Source organism: Trichocoleus sp. Lan, from assembly GCF_039961855.1.
Classification (GTDB): domain Bacteria; phylum Cyanobacteriota; class Cyanobacteriia; order Cyanobacteriales; family FACHB-T130; genus FACHB-T130.
In genome coordinates, this window is record NZ_JAMPKA010000036.1 from 38,839 (window position 1) to 56,920 (window position 18,082).

Sequence of the window (18,082 nt, forward strand, 5' to 3'; positions counted from 1 at the left end):
ATTCCGAGTTTTTCCAACTCGATGTTTGGGTTTATGGTTGGAAAATTTTTAAGGGTAGACCTTTAGCAAAAAAGGTTTTTATTAAATTGCAGACACTAGTAAATGGTCTGCCAAGCTAAAACTGACACTTATTAGAACGACGGTAAGAGTTGATAGCTACCGCTTTCAACCAGAATAAAAATTCCTAAGCCAATTAACACAAATGGGACGATTCTCTTACCGTAACGAGTGAAAAGGTGAGCAACAACCGAATGGCGGGTTAATTGGTAGGCGACATGACACCAAACTCCAACCAACACAAAAAACACGCTTAAAATTACTCCCAAACTAGCCAGATTGCTACTAGCGAACAACGGTACATATATCCCGATATTGTCACCCCCATTAGCAAATGTAACAGCTGCGACGTGATAAGTCTGAGGAGTAAGAAAACTAGCGAGAGTTGACATCACTGAGGAACTAGCTTTTGAGCTATTGAATTCATCTGATACTGTCTGGACTTCGTTTTCATCTTTTTCCCAATTGACTAAGTGATTCACTCCAATAACAATGGGAACCAGACCTAGTAAGCCAATCCAAGCTTTTGGCAGAATTAAGCCACCAAAGAAACCCGGAAGACTGGCGGCAATTAATACAGTGAATCCAAGATACTTACCTACAACAATATGTCTGGTGCGGAAGGTAGAATTTACCTGGGCGAAGAATAGCATCAAGATCACAATGTCATCGATGTTAGTTGCCACAAAAGATGTGACCCCGGCAATTATTGCTTGTGCAAACCAACTCATGACACAGCGATCGCAACCTCGTTAATTTTTCTCCACTTCAGGCGTTGAGCAAATTTCCGCCTCAGACACTTGATCGTTACTTCTGCCGAGAGTCAGCAAACAGAGACAACTTGTGACTAAGGTCAGTACGAGCAAGCCACGATTTTCCAGTGTGTGACTGTCTACTAGAATTAAAACACCCAACCCAATTAAAACAAAGGGAACGAGTTGATTGCCGTAGCGTGTGAGGGTTTGGGCGATCGCAGGTAAACGGGTTAATTGGTAAGCGGTGTAGCACCAAACTCCCACCAGCGAGAAGAATACCCCCAGAATCGCCAGAAGACCCTCCCAGGTACTACTCGCAAACAACGGCACATAGATACCGATGTTGTCACCCCCATTCGCAAATGTAACGGCTGCTACGCTATAAGTTTGTGGAGATAAAAAACTGGTAAACCAAGATTTCTCAGGTGGTTCTACTTTTTCCTCGCCTTCCGATTCATCCGTGTCTTGATTGAGTAAGCGACTAATTCCAATTGCAATTGGGGCAATGCCCAACAAACCAATCCAAGGGCGCGGCAATATTAGGGTACCAAAAAAACTGGGAAGGCTAGCGAGGACTAATGCACCAAAACCCAGATACTGACCAGCCACAATATGGCGACGTCGGAATACCGCATTCACTTGCGAGAAAAACAGCAACAAAATCACGATGTCATCAAGGTTGGTGGCTGTGAAGGCAGTGAATCCAAGGGGGATTGCCGTGATTATTTCGCTCATTTTTGCGTGTCCTTAAGGTTTGTAGATGCGTTGTCCAAACTAGCTTCAAAATTCATCATCTGCGATCGCTTCTGGTATCACCGCCGAACTTGGTGTCGCAAACTTGGCATGAATCTCTTCAATACCCCGCTCCATTGAGCTGACAATTTCTGGAGAACGGAATCTTTGAATGACAAACCATCCACACGTAACTATCAGGTACATCAAAAACAGGTAAGGAAACGCATCGTAAGGGGCTGCGGGAATTGGGAAAAGACGGCTACCGGGAATTCCCACACTTCCGAGAACGGGAATCATCATAAACCCAACTGCGAGAACTGAGAACACTACATGGTGTAGGCGGAGTTTTCTAATCTTGTGCAGGTAAACGGGTGCAGCGATCGAAATCAAGGTATAAACCGTTAAAAACCCGTAGCTACAGATAGCTCCCAAGTAGCCCATACTGTCAAACAGCTTGACATGAAACAGGGACATCGAAGCAGGCACAAGAAATACAATCAGCGAACACAGCGTAACAGCAATGTGGGGTGTCCGGTTCGATGAGTGAGATAAACCCAACGAAGACGGAAATAAACCGTGACGTGCCATCGTAAAAAATACTCTGGCTGCTGGATTAATACTACCAAGGACACAGGCAAAGAAGCTAAACAGGGCGCTGAAGGCAACCAAGGTTCCTAAAAAACCTACTCCCGCTTGTTGCGCTAGAAAACCCAGCGGTTCTTCCGTAGTGGTAATGGAAACTCCAGTTCCGCTAAAACCCAGCACTTCAATGTAAGTCATCGAAATGAAGAATAAACCTGCCAGGGTAGTACTCCCCAAAACTGCTCTGGGGATCGTTTTTAAGGGGTCTTTTGCTTCATCACCCAGAGATGTAGCACTTTCAAAGCCAGAGAAACTAAACATCACTAAGACAAGCCCCATTGCGACGCTACCTGGAGTTACGCCTTGCAAGGTTAATTGGGACATATCTAATGCAAAGCCTTTGTGCGCCCAAATGATTATTCCTAAGACGCCAATCAGGGCAAGGGAAGCTCCCTCCATCCACAGCATCGCCATTGCTGATAGCTGGATATCTTTATATGCTGCATACCAGGCAACCCCTGCACCGAGTGCCAGCAGCGTAATCGTCGAGGGATGAATACCCAAGTGACCAATCAAGATACTGCTAAAGTTGGCAAAGCCACACAAAACTGACATTCCTGTAAACAAGTAAGCCAGAACCAAACTCCAACCGCAAATTACACCTGCTGTCGGGCCTAATCCTTTGACGATGTAAGAGTAGAGCGAACCGGGAGAAGCCGAGCGGCTGGCAAATTGATTGATGTTAATACTAACCAGCACTAAACCAATCATGCCGATGAGAAAACTTAGCCAGGTGCCATTGCCGGAAAGTACGACGATCAATCCTATATTTGAGGCGGGTATTGTTGTGGGTGCAATGACCGCAAAGGATTGAGCAAGAACTTCTCCAAAGGGAAGACAGTTTGGCTTTAAGCCGCGATCGCTTTGATTTAGTCGTCTTTCACTCGTCATTTAGAGACTCCCTTCATACAGATTTGCCAATTCGGTGCGGCTAGCCGAATCTAACCGCTAGGCTTTGTCTGGGTAAGGCTTGATTGCAATGAATATATGTTTTCAATCTACGCAGCCAAATTAATAAAAGCAAATACTTTTTTTTGTTGAAAGGATAACTTAAAGTGATTGATAGCTTGATATAGACAGCTAGAGGTGCTTAAGGAGCCTTAAAAAGTAGAGATGACATTTGAACAATTACGAATTTTTCTAGCTGTGGCAGAACATCTGCACTTTACCCGTGCGGCGGAAGAACTATATATTACCCAACCTGCGGTTAGTGCCGCGATCCAAAGCTTGGAACAGCAATACAGCGTGAAACTGTTCCATCGCGTTGGTCGCCACATCGAGATCGCGGAGGCGGGAAAGCTGCTACAGGTGGAAGCAAAGAAGATTCTCGATCAGGTGGCTTTGACTGAGCGAGGTTTGCGCGAATTAAACAATTTACAACGGGGCGAGTTGAAATTGGGTGCGAGTCTCACGATTGGCAACTACTGGCTACCCAACAAAATTAGTCAATTTAAAACCCAATATCCTGGCATTTTTGTTAACTGTACTCTGGGCAATGCAGAAGAAATTTGCGAAGGGACAGCAACGGGACTATTTGATTTAGGTTTAATCACAGGAGAAGTGAAACCATCCCTACAGAGTTGCTTAGAGCAAGAGAGAGTAGGGAGCGATCGCTTACAAATCGTCGTGGGAAAGTCTCACCCCTGGTTTGAGCTTGCTGAGATTTCTCTAACAGAACTTTCTACAACCAGTTGGGTAATGCGAGAGCCAGGCTCTGGAGCGCAACAAATGTTTGAGCAAGCTTTGCAAAATTGGGGAATCGCTCCTACCCAGTTCAATGTAGTTTTAGTATTGAACAGTAGCGAGATGGTGAAGGCAGTGGTTGAAGGCGGTGTCGGTGCAGCTGCGATTCCAGAATTGATGGTGCAAAAAGAACTACAACTCTCTACACTGCACGCAGTTAAAGTTGTAGATGATAGGACAAGAGCGAAGACGAAACTGGAAATCGTCCAGCCTGTCTTGAAGCTGAAGCATCAACAACGGTTTCAGACTCGCGTTTCAATTGCTTTTGAACAGATGTTAACTGTATTTACAACACTATCTACAATATTTTAATCAATTTTAGTTATGTTTTACAAATTTACTTAAATCCAACAATTTTGTAGAGTTTTCGACAATTAGCGGCAGCTTTCCATCCCATTTTTCTATTGCTTGCCTTTGCAATAATTCTGGAGTTAAATTTTCACGTAACACCCTATCCGCTTCCGCTTCTCCTCTGGCTAAATTAACCTGTGCTTCTGCCTGTTGTAATGTTTTTAAGGTTATAAAGCCTGCACGTTTTGCGTCCTGTTCGGCAATCTGTTTCGCCTCCACAGCATCGCTAAATCGCTTGGAAAAGTGGACATGGACTAGGGAGATATCATCAACTCCAATGTGATAGCTAGCCAGTCGTGTAGTTAATGAATCGTCTACGCCCGCTTTTACTTCTCCTCGCTTTGTAATAATTTCTTCAGCAGTGTACTGTGCCATTACTGCTTTTAATACTTCTTCTACTGCTGGATTTATAATTTTTTCTATAACTAGGTTCTCGTTCCCAATTTGTTGATAAATAGCATTCGCTTCCTCTGGAATAATGTGCCAGTTGAGAGCTACATCGGTGAAAACATCTTGAAGATCCTTCGAGGAAGCTTCAGCAGAACTTTCCTGTTTTTGTACTCGAACACTCAATTTTTGGACGGTATTAACAATAGGAATAATGAAGTGGATTCCTTCGTCTAATACTCTCGGCTGCACCTTACCAAACTGCATTAATACACCCCGTTCTCCAGCATCTACAATCACAACAGGGGTAAGGGAAATCACGACTAACAATAGAAATAAAATTAGTTTACCGCCATTGGGAAGAGCTTTAAATTTTTTCATGGTCGAGGGGTAAATGGCAACTTTACTAAAGTATCAGCGAACTTTCGTAGATGTACTCAATCTCAAATAATCTCACCTTATATGGAGTCAGCAGGTCTAACGTTTGACAAATCTGCCATTAGAGAGATGTTGGTTTTGATAACTTGGCAAGTTGAACCCCTCGCCATTTGCTAGTTCCCCAATCTTTAATATTTTTGTACTCAGATGATTAAGCGAGGTGCCAAACTACGGTAATGGAATCGATAAACCGTAGTTTATATCGAAAGGTACACTTGCCGTGAGAATTGTTGTTGAAAACGTATCCAAGCAGTTCGGCAGTTTCAAAGCGGTTAACGAAGTTAGCTGACAAGTGTCCAAGATGGCGGGTCGGGTTTGTGTTGCAGCACTATACTCGCTCTCACCCTCAAGTGCGTGAGAGCGAGAGCCTTTGGTCTAGAAATTCGCAATGCGCTGAAAGTGAGAACCCAAGCGCGAGTAGAACAACTACTAGAGTTGGTGCAATTGAACGGAATGGGCGATCGCTATCCCTTTCAACTCTCTGGAGGTCAGCGCCAACGAGTAGCACTGGCACCCCAGCACAGATTACAGATTTGACTCAATACATTTCGGTTCAGGTTTTGACCGATTGCAACCCAAGCGACCAGAAATTCTTAGTAATCTAAGTATTGGAACGGAAGTCCTTACTTAGTTGATTCGACCAAATCTTTATAATCATTTTTAGTCTGTGCCTTTCGTAAAACAATCCGAGAGCAGATGATGAGATTGGATGAATTTATACAGTTGATGGAACAGGAAAGATGTCCTGAGTCTCTACCTCAAGCATTGCAGGCACTGTGGTACGACAAAAAAGGAGATTGGGACAAAGCTCATCAAATTGTGCAAAATGCCAGTGATGCTGACAGCGCTTGGGTTCACGCCTACCTACATCGAAAAGAAGGCGACAAAAGCAATGCCCTTTACTGGTATCGGCGAACCGGACGACCAGAGTTTAAAGAAGACCTAAACCAAGAGTGGCAGCAGATCGCTGAAGATGTGCTAGAGCGTTGCAAACCGCAATGATTTGATGAGATGGGCAACAGGAGCGCGATCGCCCCTAGAGGTTGCGGGATCTCATTACTTCACTCCGAAAGAAGCATTCGTTCAACCGGCAACGCCTGCTAGGGTAGTGATAATGAGCGATCTAGATCGATACTACAAAGTGCTGGGATTAGAGCCTGGAGCCTCACTTGATGAAGTGAACCAGGCTTATAGGGATTTGGCTTTTATTTGGCACCCCGATCGCATCCCAAAAGATAATCCTCGGTTACAGCAAAAGGCTCAAGAAAAGCTGAAAGAGATTAATCAGGCACGCGATCGCTTGCGCTCAGTTCGACCCGGCGAAAAGAACCGAAATCCCGAACCTCCGGCACGCGATCGCGCTCATCCACCGAGTTCTTATTATCAATCTAGTTACTCCTATCAATCACCGCCTCAATCTCCCCCTCAATCTCCCCCTCAATCTCACCATCAGGCTCCTAAGCAGCAGTCCGACTTGAGCGGAGCCAACTTGAGCGGAGCTAATCTCAAAGAAAAGGACTTGTCTGGAAGAAATTTGAGCAATGCCAACCTCAGCAACGCCAACTTAAGCGATGCCTTCCTGCATAAAGTGAATCTTCAGGGAGCCAACCTGGAAAAAGCGAATCTTTTTAGAGCCAACCTGTTGCAAGCGAAGCTAAACAACGCTAACTTGCGAGAAGCTAACTTAATTGGAGCCGACCTCAGTGGAGCCGATTTGAGGGGAGCCGATTTGAGGGGAGCTAAGGTTGGGTCGCAAGACCGAGTCCTGGTTAAGTTGACTGGAGCGAACTTAGCAGGAGCAATCCTACCCGATGGCAGCATCCACGGTTAGGAAGCAGCGATACATCCTATTTGACCTTACCCCGTAAGCAGGGAGAGGAGAAGCTAGCCCCGTTTAGCTCAGCGTTTAGCTCAACAACAAGGCAAAGAAATAGCCGCCTCTCCGTGAATGTCGAGGGGGTTGGGGGGTGAGGTTCCGGCTAACCCTACCTCCTTCCCGCTCTTCAGGGGATGCCAAAATCTTTACAATATGAAATAAGGTTAAAACGTTTATCAGAAAACAGAGTCAGAATCAATGGCGCTATTCGGATTTGGTAAAAAGCAAAGTCTGCCCACGATCGAGCAAGCATTGCCGGGACGGGCAGAACCCATGCAAGTCCCCGCTACTCACTACGTAAACGGTAATCCGCTGAAACCTCCTTTTCCCGATGGGATGGAGATGGCGATGTTTGGCTTGGGGTGTTTCTGGGGAGCAGAGCGCATATTCTGGAAGCAACCTGGAGTTTTCACCACCGCAGTTGGCTATGCAGCAGGAGTCACGCCAAACCCTACTTATCATGAGGTTTGTACGGGCATGACGGGACACAATGAAGTAGTTTTCGTTGTGTTTGACCCGAAAGAAATTAGTTACGAAACACTGCTGAAACTCTTCTGGGAAAGCCACAATCCTACCCAAGGAATGCGTCAAGGCAATGATGTCGGCACCCAATACCGTTCCGGAATTTATGCGTATTCAGACAGCCAGAAGAAGCTGGCTGAAGCATCCAGAGATGCTTATCAGCAAGCCCTGAAAGCCTCCGGGTATGGGGAGATTTCCACTGAGATTCTGGATGCTCCTGAGTTCTATTACGCAGAAGCCTATCATCAGCAGTACCTCGCCAAAAACCCAAATGGGTATTGTGGACTAGGCGGGACGAACGTTACTTGTCCTGTAATGACGAACGCTTGAAATAGAAATTCTGTCTTTTAGCGATCGCTAGCAGAAATCACTATCTTTACCCGGTATGCTCTTGAGCGGGTTGGTGCGTTCGTGGCACTGGTTCCTTAAAGCGTGATGAACTTGTCTAACCTAGATTTGGCAATGGTTTGACCAGTTCTCACTCTTTAGCAAACCAGTGCCACAATTTTTTATTTTGAATTGTCAAACAAAGCCTTAAAAAAGAGGCGGTAACAATATGAAATCTGTCAATCAGCGCTTCGACTCAGATTTCCTCCGGTCAGTTGCGAATTTCATCGCTATTCTTGCCGCATTTGCGATTAATGTCTATGCAAATGTGGCTCCTCCCAATGGATTGACAATTGGGGAAATTTCTAATCGCTTCTTCAGTGAAGTCCCCATCATCCCCGCTAACTATGCTTTTGCGATCTGGGGCGTCATTTATTTAGGTTTGATTAGTTTTGCAGTCTATCAAATTTTACCCACCCAAAGACAAAATCCCTATCTGCGTCGAGAAGGGTATTTTCTGGTACTTGCGAGTATTGCACAAATCGCCTGGGTGTTCCTTTTCGAGTACCAACTGTTTACACTCTCAGTTGTAGCAATGCTGTTCATATTACTGCCCCTGATTGGGCTTTATCTGCGGTTGGGGATTGGATTAGAAAGAGTTTCAAGGGCACAAAAATGGTTCGTTCACATTCCCTTGAGCATCTATCTAGGCTGGATTAGTGTTGCGACGATTGTGAATGTGGCAAGTACGCTTGACTATTTGGGTTGGAATGGTTGGGGCATCAGTCCTCAAATATGGACGGTAATTCTGCTGGTTGTAGCGGCAGCGATCGCTGCTACGATTACCCTAAAACGGGCGGATGTTGCCTATCCCTCCGTCATTATCTGGGCATTCGTAGCGATCGCGGTTCGTCAAGCCAGTCAACCTTTGATTGCTGTGACAGCGGTTGGATTTGCGATCGCGTTAGGGTTATTAATCTTATGGCGTCAACTGCGCCGTCCTGATGTGGCGGTTTAATCGATAAAATCCCAAAGAACCTCACCCCTACCCCTCTCCGTTAACGGAGAGGGGAAAATGCTAAAGGTTTTACGGCTTGCCGTTCCTTTGAAGGAGAGGAGTTGGGGGGGTAAGGTTTTTATTGTGAAAGACAATGTATTGCATTAGATACTAAAACTGACGCGACCACGTTTTAGGCCAGCGTTCTACTACAACTTTTGTTTGCGTAAAGAACTGCACAGCGTCTTTCCCTTGACCGTGTAAATCGCCGTAGAAGCTGTCTTTCCAACCACTAAACGGAAAGAACGCCATCGGTGCAGCGACTCCTATATTGATGCCAATATTGCCAGCTTCTGCTTCATACCGAAACTGCCGCGCCGCCGCACCACTGCTAGTAAATAAACAAGCCATATTTCCCCACTGACCGCTATTGACTAGTGCGATCGCATCCTCAATCGTCTCTAGATGCATCACTCCTAACACCGGACCAAAGATTTCTGTACGAGCTAATTCGCTTTTTGGGTTGACATTTTGCAAGATTGTCGGTCGGACAAAGTTTCCCTGTTCGTAACCGGGAATTTTGGCGCTGCGTCCGTCTACTAATACCGTCGCACCTTCGTCGGCTCCTTGTTGAATTAATTGCTCAATTCGTGCTTGACTTTGACGGGTAATTACCGGACCCATTTGGACATTCTCATCCAAGCCATAGCCAACGACTCGTGTTTGTGCCGCATTTGCGATCGCTTCGGTAAAAGTGTGCCGTGCTTCTCCCACCGTCACAGCCACAGAAGCCGCTAAACAGCGCTGTCCAGCACAGCCAAAAGCACTATCGGCGGTAATTCGAGTCGTCATTTCCATATCCGCATCTGGCAGGACAATGATGGGATTTTTCGCGCCTCCCTGACATTGCACTCGTTTCCCAAAGGCGGCGGCTTTACTGTAGACATATTGGGCAACGGGTGAAGAACCGACAAAACTAATGGCGCGGATTGTAGAGTGTTCTAAGATTGCATCGACCACTTCTTTGGCACCATTGACCAAATTGACGACGCCTTTAGGCAATCCAGTTTTTTCTAGTAATTCAAAGACCTTCTGCATCGTCAAAGGGACTTTTTCAGAAGGCTTAAGAATGGTTGTATTGCCACAAGCGATCGCATACGGCAAAAACCAAAAGGGAATCATCCCAGGAAAATTAAACGGCGCGATGATTGCGGTCACTCCCACAGGTTGACGAATCATCATTTCGTCAATCCCACGAGCAACATCCTCCAAGTTGTAACCCTGCATCAACATGGGAATCCCACAAGCAACTTCTACATTCTCAATTGCCCGTTGTAACTCTGCTTTTGACTCAGCAAAGATCTTCCCGCATTCCAGCGTCACGATGCGAGATAACTCATCTAAATGTTCTTCTAACAGAAATTTCAATTTAAATAAATATTGCACTCGTTCCGTTGGTGGGATGCGTCGCCAGTTCGGATAGGCAGCCGCAGCCGCAACAGCAGCAGCCTCTACATCGCTTGCAGGTGACAAGGGAACCTGAGTTAAGACTTCGGCAGTAGCGGGATTCACCACATCCAGGTATTCGGTGGCGTGGGAAGCACACCACTCGCCGTTAATGTAGTTAGGTAAAGGGTTTCTGAAGGACACAGAGATTTCTCCTTCCAAAGGTTTTTTCTGCATCCTACTCCCAAAAAGACCGGAACCGAAGTTTTACCGGGGAGGGTAATTTAACCTGAGTTTGGGTTAAGCAGCTTGGGGCAAAGCAAAGTCCAGATCCGACGGTTTCTTAGGCTGATGGCATTCTTGCAATCAAACCACACATCTGGTTCACCATGAGGGACAGGTGGTAATTGTTGATAACGCGACGTTCCATCATGGCGGACGCATTGCACCACTACTTGATTAGGCTGGCTTGAGGCTGTTGTATCTGCCCCCCTATTCTCCTGACCTCAATCGAATTGAGAAGTGTCGGGCTTGGCTCAAAACTCGCATTCGCCAATGCTTCTCGCACTCCAGTTCCCTCCGACACGCGATCGAGTCTGTTCTTAGGGATGCTGTGTTCTCACACTCCTGCCGATAGGGATATATAGAAAGTTTCTGAATAATTAAGTAAGTTGTACTTTTAGCTTATTTGTTACATACGTAACATTTTAGGGAATCCTAGGAATAAAGTTAAAGCTCGCTTTTTAAACCTAATGACTCCTCTAGTACAGCAATTCCCAAAACTTTCTGGCTATACTTTGGTTGAGCAACTGTATCTAGGTTCTAGGACAGCTGTCTATCGAGGAGTGCAAAGGTTACAGCAATGTCCGGTGGTGATTAAGACACTGCGGCACGAATATCCCAGCTTTAGCGAGTTGGTGCAGTTTCGCAATCAGTATGCGATCGCAAAAAATCTCGACATTCCAGGCATTGTCCAACCGATGAGTCTAGAACCCTATGCTCATGGCTATGCCTTGGTAATGGAAGACATTGGTGGCATCTCTCTACGTCATTACATCCAGACTTCCCCGCTGACGGTTGAACAATTCTGGCCAATTGCTCTGCAAATTGTGGATGTCCTCCACCAGCTCTATCAGCAACGAATTATTCACAAAGACATTAAACCAGCCAACATTCTGATTCAACCCGAAACTGGGCAAATTAAGCTAATTGACTTTAGCATTGCTTCCCTGTTACCCCGCGAAACCCAAGAGATTCAAAATCCCAACATTCTAGAAGGCACCCTAGCCTATATCTCACCAGAACAAACCGGGCGGATGAACCGGGGGATTGACTATCGCAGCGATTTCTATTCTTTGGGAATTACCTTTTTTGAACTGCTCACGGGACAGTTACCATTCCCAGCTGACGAGCCAATGGAAATGGTTCATGCCCATATAGCGAAGCAACCCCTCTCTGTCTGCGATCTCAACCCAGATTTGCCCATCCTGCTTGGTGAAATCCTTCGCAAACTGATGGCTAAGAATGCGGAAGAGCGCTATCAAAGTGCCCTCGGTCTTAAGCACGATCTAATGAGATGCCAGCAAGAGTATGGTGTTGCGAACAAACACGCCTGGTTTAACTTAGGTGAACGGGATATCAGCGATCGCTTTTTGATCCCCGAAAAACTTTACGGACGAGAACAAGAAGTTCAAACCTTGCTCGATGCATTCGGTCGAGTTGCCAACGGAGCCTCCGAACTGATGCTGGTAGCCGGTTTTTCCGGCATTGGCAAAACCGCCGTCGTCAATGAAGTGCATAAGCCGATTGTGCGTTGGCATGGCTATTTCATCAAAGGTAAATACGACCAGTTCAACCGCAATCTTCCCTTTAGCGCCTTTGTCCAAGCCTTCCGCGACCTGATGGGTCAACTGCTCAGTAGTGATGACGTGCAGTTGCAAGAGTGGAAAGCAAAGATCTTGGCGGCAGTGGGTGACAATGGTCAGGTGCTGATCGAGGTGATTCCTGAACTCGAACAGGTTATCGGCCCACAACCCCCAGTACCAGAACTCTCCGGTAGCGCCGCTCAGAACCGTTTCAATCTGCTGTTCCAGAAGTTCATCACCGTGTTCACCACCCCAGAGCATCCCCTGGTGATTTTCCTGGATGACTTGCAGTGGGCTGATTCGGCTTCTCTGAACCTGCTCAAACTCCTGCTAACCGAGCGCGATGCCTACGGCGGCAAGCAACGCGGTTATCTGTTCATCATCGGAGCTTATCGGGATAACGAAGTGTTCCCGACTCACCCCTTGATGCTGATGCTCGATGAGGTCAAAAAAGCTGAAACCCCGATCCATACCCTCACCCTGGAACCCCTGAGCCAAGGGGATGTGAATCAGTTAACGGCAGATACGCTGAGTTGCTCGATTGAATTAGCTCAGCCATTGACAGAGTTGGTCTGTCAAAAAACCAAGGGAAATCCCTTCTTCCTCACCCAATTTCTCAAAGCCCTGCATGAGGACGGCTATATTTCGTTTGATTCCCAGGCAGGACATTGGCAGTGCGACTTAGCAACGGTGAAGTTACTCGCGCTCACGGATGATGTCGTCGAGTTTATGGCACTTCAGTTGCAAAAATTACCTGCTGCAACCCAGACTGCTTTGAAACTGGCAGCTTGCATTGGCGCTCAGTTCGATTTGGCAACCTTGGCGATTGTCAATGAGCGATCGCCCGAAGATACCGCCATCGACCTCTGGAAAGCCTTGCAAGAAGGCGTGATTTTACCGATCGCCGAGGTCTATAAGTTTTATCAGCCGTCACCACTTCAGGTGGCAGAAGTCAACCAGGCAGCAATCTTTAACTGTTCCTATCGCTTTCTCCACGACCGCGTTCAGCAAGCCGCCTATTCTCTCATCCCTAACGAGCAAAAACAGACGACTCATTACCAAATCGGACAACTGTTGCTGCAACAAGTTTCCCCAGCCGCCAGAGAAGAGCGCATTTTTGAAATCGTCAACCAGTTGAACTATGGCACGACGCTGGTTAAGGCACAACAGGAACGGGATGAACTCGCCCAACTCAACCTCATAGCCTGCCGAAAAGCCAGACTGGCAACCGCCTATCAAGCCGCCCGTGAATATGCCAAAGTAGGTCTGGAACTACTAGGAACAGACGCTTGGCAACGGCAGTACAACAAGACCCTATCCCTACATGACTTAGCTGCCGAGGTCGCTTTCTTGGTGGGCGATTTTGAGCAGATGGATCGGTGGATTGAATCGGTGATTCATCATGCGAAAACGCCTTTAGAACAGGTGCAAGTCTATCAAGTCAAAATCCAGGCATTGGTCGCTCGCAATCAATTTGTCGAGGCGATCGCGATCGGTCAATCGGTCTTCCGAATGTTGGGCGTGAACCTGCCAGACGAAACAACGCTAGAGGATATTCGGCTCCTGAAGCAGGAAATTGATGCCTTAATTGGCGATCGCGCCATTGAGTCATTTCTTCATCTGCCCCCCATGAGCGATCCTCAGCAGCTCGCGATTATGCAAAATGCAGCGCGACTGACCCCCGTCTGCTATATGTCCGGCACAAAGCTTTATTTTCTGGTCGTAGCCCTCCAGGTTAAATTATCAATTCAGTTTGGCAATAGTCCGGTTTCCCCTTACTGCTACGCGGGTTACGCCTTTCAACTGAGGATATTGTGGGGAGACATGACCAAGGTGCCTCAGTTTGGGCAATTAGGATACCAACTCGCCTCAGAGCCAGATGCCAAAAATATTCGAGCCGCAACAGCCCTGTTAATGGGGGGATATGTGGGTCACTGGACGATCCATCTGCGAGAAACGTTGGCTATTCTGCTGGAAGGCTATCAAGCTGGATTGGAAACTGGCAATCTAGAATTTATGGGCTACGATGCCCAGTTGTACTGCTTCAATGCTTATTGGTGCGGTCAACCGCTCGCTGAACTCGAACCCCAAATTCGCGCCTATTACCAACAGTTGTGTGACCTCCACCAAGTCACGGCAGCAAACTGTGTTTTGGCTTACTGGCAAGCGGCTCAAATTCTTTTGGGTGAGTCAGAGGAAGAAATTCCCTTACGCCAGGATGCCTATGAAGAACAAGTCCTGGATGAGGCAAAAGTCGATTTTTACCGACTATCTTTCTTTTACCTGTATCGATTCACATTGAATTACTGGCTGGAAGACTTTGCCAAAGCGGAACACGATGCCACTCAAACCCGACAGTATTTAGCCGGAGGGATGGGAAGTACCGTTGAACCGATCTTATATTTCTATGATTCTCTGACCGTGCTGGCGACTCCCCCGGAATCGATGTTGGAGTCAGAACCTAGATGGCAGCGAATGCAAGAAAATCAAGCCAAGCTAAAAGAGTGGGCAGATTATGGCCCCATGAATTACTTGCACAAATATCATCTGGTAGAAGCTGAAAAACATCGCGTTCTCGATCGCAAAACGGAAGCAATAGAACTGTATGACCTAGCGATCGCCGATGCCAAAGCCAATGGCTACCCTCAGGAAGCAGCCCTTGCCAATGAACTGGCGGCAAAATTCTACTTGGCTTGGAACAAAGAGCGGATCGCCCAAGCTTATATGATTGAAGCCTATTATGGCTATGCTCGCTGGGGGGCGAAAGCCAAACTCGCCGACTTAGAAACTCGCTATCCTCAACTACTGGCTCCCATCCTCCAACAAACGCAGACACCATTCTCTGTTGACGAAACCGTATTTGCCACTGGAACTGTCACCGCTACGAATACTTCCTCCACCAGTATTTCTGATTCCCTGGATCTGCTTGCCATCCTCAAAGCTTCCCAAACTCTTTCTAGTGAAATTGAGCTTGAGCAGTTAATTAGCACTCTCTTACTTACGGTAATACAAACCTCAGGGGCGACGCAGTGCGCTTTGATGTTGAGTGAGGAACAAAATCTCACGGTTCAGGCTAAGGCAGAGCTTACGGGATCGGGTCAAATCGAAACGCAGATTCTGCATCCGGCGCAGTCGCTTGTCGATAGCGGTATAGTGCCCATCAGTCTGGTCACAAAAGTCAAACGCAACTTGCAGTCTGCCGTGATTCCCAACGCCGTGCAAGAGCCGCTATTGATCGGTGATGTGTATATCCAAAACCAACAGCCCAAGAGTCTGCTGTGCAGCCCCATTCTGCAACAAGGCAAGTTGCTGGGTATGGTCTATCTGGAAAATAATCTGGCAACAGGAGCCTTTACCCGCGATCGCGTTAAGTTGCTGAATCTGCTCTGTGCCCAAGCTGCGATTTCCCTGGAGAATGCTCGCCTCTATCGGCAAGCCCAAGCCTATGCTCAAAAGCTAGAAGAATCTCAGCTTCAGATTGTGCAAAATGAAAAAATGGCGACTTTGGGTAACTTGGTGGCAGGAGTTGCTCACGAAATTAATAACCCTGTCGGCTTTCTCAACGGCAGTATTAATAATGCCAAAGATTATGTAAAAGACCTGCGTGAGTATTTAGACACCTACCAGCAGCACCAGCCGCCTACTGGTTCAGTAGCCGAATTGGCCCAAGAAATTGACCTAGAGTTTCTATTGGAGGATTTACCTAAGTTAATTGACTCAATGCAAGGAGCGACCGATCGCATCAAAGGCATCAGCACCAGTCTGCGTACCTTCTCTCGTGCCGATACGGAACACAAAGTTAGCGCCAAGCTGCACGAAGGGTTAGATAGTACGCTGTTAATTCTCAAGTATCGACTCAACGCGAATGAAAATCGGCCTGCCATTAAAGTTATCCGAAACTACGGTGAAATCCCTGAAATTGATTGCTTCCCCGGTCAGCTTAACCAGGTGTTTATGAACATTTTGGCTAATGCGATTGATATGTTCGATGAAATGGCACAGCAAACAACCTTTGAAAAATTAGAACATCATCCCCAACAGATCGCGATTCAAACTGCATTATTACCAGAACAAAATACGGTTGAAATTCGCATTAATGATAATGGTAAAGGCATGAATGAGGAAGTTAAAACTAAGATTTTCGATCATTTGTTTACCACCAAAGAGGTTGGCAAGGGAACGGGGTTAGGCTTAGCGATTGCTCGTCAGATTGTGCTAGAGAAACATGATGGTCGGCTGGAAGTCCAGTCGGAGTTGGGGCAAGGCACTGAGTTTTCCATCTTCCTCCCAGTTCGAGGTCAAGTCATCCATCCTGCTTGAAACGCTGTAAATCAACCACCGCTGTGGCGCAGTACAACCACTCTGTTGCAGCGGACAGTTTAGATATCTTGGTATAGATGCAAAGGCGATCTGCTGCCGCTGAGCACGACCGTTGTACAGCTTAAATTCCGGGTTTTGGCTGCTGAAGCCGGGACTTTCGCCACTGGAGTTCAGAGTGGCAGCACAAATCGTCGATGTGCCATAAAAGTTCTTCTGGCACTAGATATGGAAGGAACTGGCTGAATTATAGATTTAACTCATTTCAGCTTACATGTCTCCTCCTTTTCTTATCCCAAACTCAGATTAATTTAAACTCCAACATTCGCCAAATCAAAGCGATTAAAAACAAAAAACCCCAGTACCCATCTGGGGTGTACTGAGGAGCGAGTTCTTTCGAGTCCGATTATTTTTTATCTAGAGTCCCGTCCGCTTTGTTCTCTACATTACAGCCGAAATTTGCTCCACTAACGAAAGCCGTCCTTTACACGCGGCGCGAAGCAGACGGTCGATGACATCTCTCTCTTCTTCACCCAACGAATCATCAAGTAGCGCTGCCATAAGTCCGTAGCGGTCAGCAAGCGTCAGGGAACCAGAATAAGTAACTTGAGCGAATAACTCAGAGAGGGCGGTGGGGAGAAGTTGGATAGAAGGCATCGTTTGGGACTTGAACTCGATATCTATAATATCGGTGAATTTCCGGTTGTCATTGGTGATGCGATGGGATAGCAAAAAGTGATTCTTTTAGCCGCCTCTTGTGATTCAAATCACAAGAAATGGCGAACTCAATCGCAGCACGAGTACGATCTGGGTCACTTTATGGCTTCCTGGCGAAAGCTTTACGTTTGTGCTGAATCGAGACTCCCAGAGGCTTCCGTCCTAGGAGTGTCAATTTAAGTCAATAGCAAGGCAAAAAGACCGCATAAAGCAATGCCATCAAAGACTCCGGCTCCGCCGATACTCAGCACTCCTGGTGTCATTGCTTGAATTTCCTTCAGATGCAGCAAATCCGCACCAATCAACGTTCCCAATACGCCCCCAGCAAACGCGACAGGAGCAGCATGAACCCCTGCAATCACAATGGCAGACAGCGCAGCGGTTAGGGGAGCCAATAATGGACTCATTTGAATACCAATTCCCGGCACCACTTTCGCCCCGTAGTAGCTAACAAGCGAGACAATTGCAGTCACTAGGACAATGAAGAGCGGATCTGCACGGGTAAATTGGTACAGCGCCACAACTAGCGGAATTAATCCGCCTCCCACATTTAAAGCTACGACAGTTGAACGCCGCACTTTCCTCAGAGGAATCCCCCAGAATTGCCTTAACCAGAAGGAGGTAAAGTCATCGATCAAGTCAGCTTGGGATTCCACTCGATAGAGGGGGATATTGATAGTGCTGCCCAGAATAACTGCTGTTAGTAATAAAACAGCCATACCGGGAGAAAATCCTAGCTTGGCTACCGCAATTTGCACCACATCCACCGCTAAAGCAAACCAAAGAAAAGGTAGTATAGCAGTCCTAAATGAGTTGTGAGAAACCGCCATAGGAAAAAAGCTTTGGAAAGTCAAAGGTTTGACGGTGAGTTACTAATTCAAATAGGAACTTAACGACACCAAATGAT

General features: G+C 46.7%; 13 protein-coding genes and 2 pseudogenes. 8 read left to right on the forward strand and 7 right to left on the reverse strand.

The window, feature by feature from the left end:
- Positions 1–131: 131 nt before the first annotated feature.
- Genes NDA03_RS24190 through NDA03_RS24200 form a run of 3 tightly spaced genes read right to left on the reverse strand, consistent with a single transcriptional unit; the run spans position 132 to position 3,080 of the window.
- Positions 132–788 (reverse strand): cadmium resistance transporter, encoded by a 657-nt coding sequence (locus NDA03_RS24190; protein ID WP_348239392.1) that lies wholly within the window; start codon positions 786–788, stop codon positions 132–134.
- Positions 789–809: 21 nt separating this feature from the next.
- Positions 810–1,547 (reverse strand): cadmium resistance transporter, encoded by a 738-nt coding sequence (locus NDA03_RS24195; protein WP_190430926.1) that lies wholly within the window; start codon positions 1,545–1,547, stop codon positions 810–812.
- A 45-nt stretch (positions 1,548–1,592) separates the two neighbouring features.
- Positions 1,593–3,080, reverse strand: coding sequence for an APC family permease (locus NDA03_RS24200; RefSeq protein WP_348239393.1), 1,488 nt, complete (start codon positions 3,078–3,080; stop codon positions 1,593–1,595).
- A gap of 222 nt (positions 3,081–3,302) precedes the next feature.
- Between NDA03_RS24200 and NDA03_RS24205 the strand changes: the two genes are divergently transcribed.
- The gene (locus tag NDA03_RS24205; RefSeq protein ID WP_190412256.1) at positions 3,303–4,244 is read left to right on the forward strand and encodes a LysR substrate-binding domain-containing protein; all 942 of its coding nucleotides are present in this window, start codon (positions 3,303–3,305) and stop codon (positions 4,242–4,244) included.
- 6 nt (positions 4,245–4,250) lie between these two features.
- On the opposite strand, the gene NDA03_RS24210 is transcribed toward NDA03_RS24205, so the two are convergent.
- Positions 4,251–5,051 (reverse strand): prohibitin family protein, encoded by an 801-nt coding sequence (locus tag NDA03_RS24210; RefSeq protein ID WP_348239394.1) that lies wholly within the window; start codon positions 5,049–5,051, stop codon positions 4,251–4,253.
- Positions 5,052–5,416: 365 nt separating this feature from the next.
- Between NDA03_RS24210 and NDA03_RS24215 the strand changes: the two are divergent.
- The 5 genes and pseudogenes from NDA03_RS24215 to NDA03_RS24235 all read left to right on the forward strand — a co-directional run.
- Positions 5,417–5,621 (forward strand): annotated as a pseudogene (locus tag NDA03_RS24215) (ATP-binding cassette domain-containing protein); the annotation flags it as partial.
- A 186-nt stretch (positions 5,622–5,807) separates the two neighbouring features.
- Positions 5,808–6,110, forward strand: a complete 303-nt coding sequence (locus NDA03_RS24220) for a hypothetical protein (protein ID WP_348239399.1) — start codon at positions 5,808–5,810, stop codon at positions 6,108–6,110.
- A gap of 112 nt (positions 6,111–6,222) precedes the next feature.
- Positions 6,223–6,939, forward strand: a complete 717-nt coding sequence (locus NDA03_RS24225) for a pentapeptide repeat-containing protein (RefSeq protein ID WP_190412253.1) — start codon at positions 6,223–6,225, stop codon at positions 6,937–6,939.
- Positions 6,940–7,182: 243 nt separating this feature from the next.
- Positions 7,183–7,836 carry a peptide-methionine (S)-S-oxide reductase MsrA gene (msrA, locus tag NDA03_RS24230; RefSeq protein WP_190412252.1) on the forward strand — a complete coding sequence of 218 codons (654 nt, stop codon included), beginning with the start codon at positions 7,183–7,185 and terminating at the stop codon, positions 7,834–7,836.
- A 226-nt stretch (positions 7,837–8,062) separates the two neighbouring features.
- The gene (locus NDA03_RS24235; protein WP_348239395.1) at positions 8,063–8,851 is read left to right on the forward strand and encodes a tryptophan-rich sensory protein; all 789 of its coding nucleotides are present in this window, start codon (positions 8,063–8,065) and stop codon (positions 8,849–8,851) included.
- A gap of 150 nt (positions 8,852–9,001) precedes the next feature.
- On the opposite strand, the gene NDA03_RS24240 is transcribed toward NDA03_RS24235, so the two are convergent.
- The gene (locus NDA03_RS24240) at positions 9,002–10,480 is read right to left on the reverse strand and encodes a CoA-acylating methylmalonate-semialdehyde dehydrogenase (RefSeq protein ID WP_348239396.1); all 1,479 of its coding nucleotides are present in this window, start codon (positions 10,478–10,480) and stop codon (positions 9,002–9,004) included.
- A 190-nt stretch (positions 10,481–10,670) separates the two neighbouring features.
- Here NDA03_RS24240 and NDA03_RS24245 point away from each other — a divergent pair.
- Both NDA03_RS24245 and NDA03_RS24250 read left to right on the forward strand, forming a co-directional pair.
- Positions 10,671–10,913, forward strand: a pseudogene (locus NDA03_RS24245) (transposase); the annotation flags it as partial.
- A gap of 115 nt (positions 10,914–11,028) precedes the next feature.
- Positions 11,029–16,461: an AAA family ATPase gene (locus tag NDA03_RS24250; protein WP_348239397.1), complete on the forward strand. Its 5,433-nt coding sequence runs from the start codon at positions 11,029–11,031 to the stop codon at positions 16,459–16,461.
- Positions 16,462–16,899: 438 nt separating this feature from the next.
- Here the strand turns inward: NDA03_RS24250 and NDA03_RS24255 are convergent, their stop codons facing one another.
- On the reverse strand, positions 16,900–17,190 hold the full coding sequence (locus tag NDA03_RS24255) for a hypothetical protein (protein WP_339380513.1): 291 nt from the start codon (positions 17,188–17,190) through the stop codon (positions 16,900–16,902).
- Positions 17,191–17,351: 161 nt separating this feature from the next.
- Positions 17,352–18,005 carry a DUF1614 domain-containing protein gene (locus NDA03_RS24260; RefSeq protein ID WP_348239398.1) on the reverse strand — a complete coding sequence of 218 codons (654 nt, stop codon included), beginning with the start codon at positions 18,003–18,005 and terminating at the stop codon, positions 17,352–17,354.
- Between the last annotated feature and the right edge of the window lie 77 nt (positions 18,006–18,082).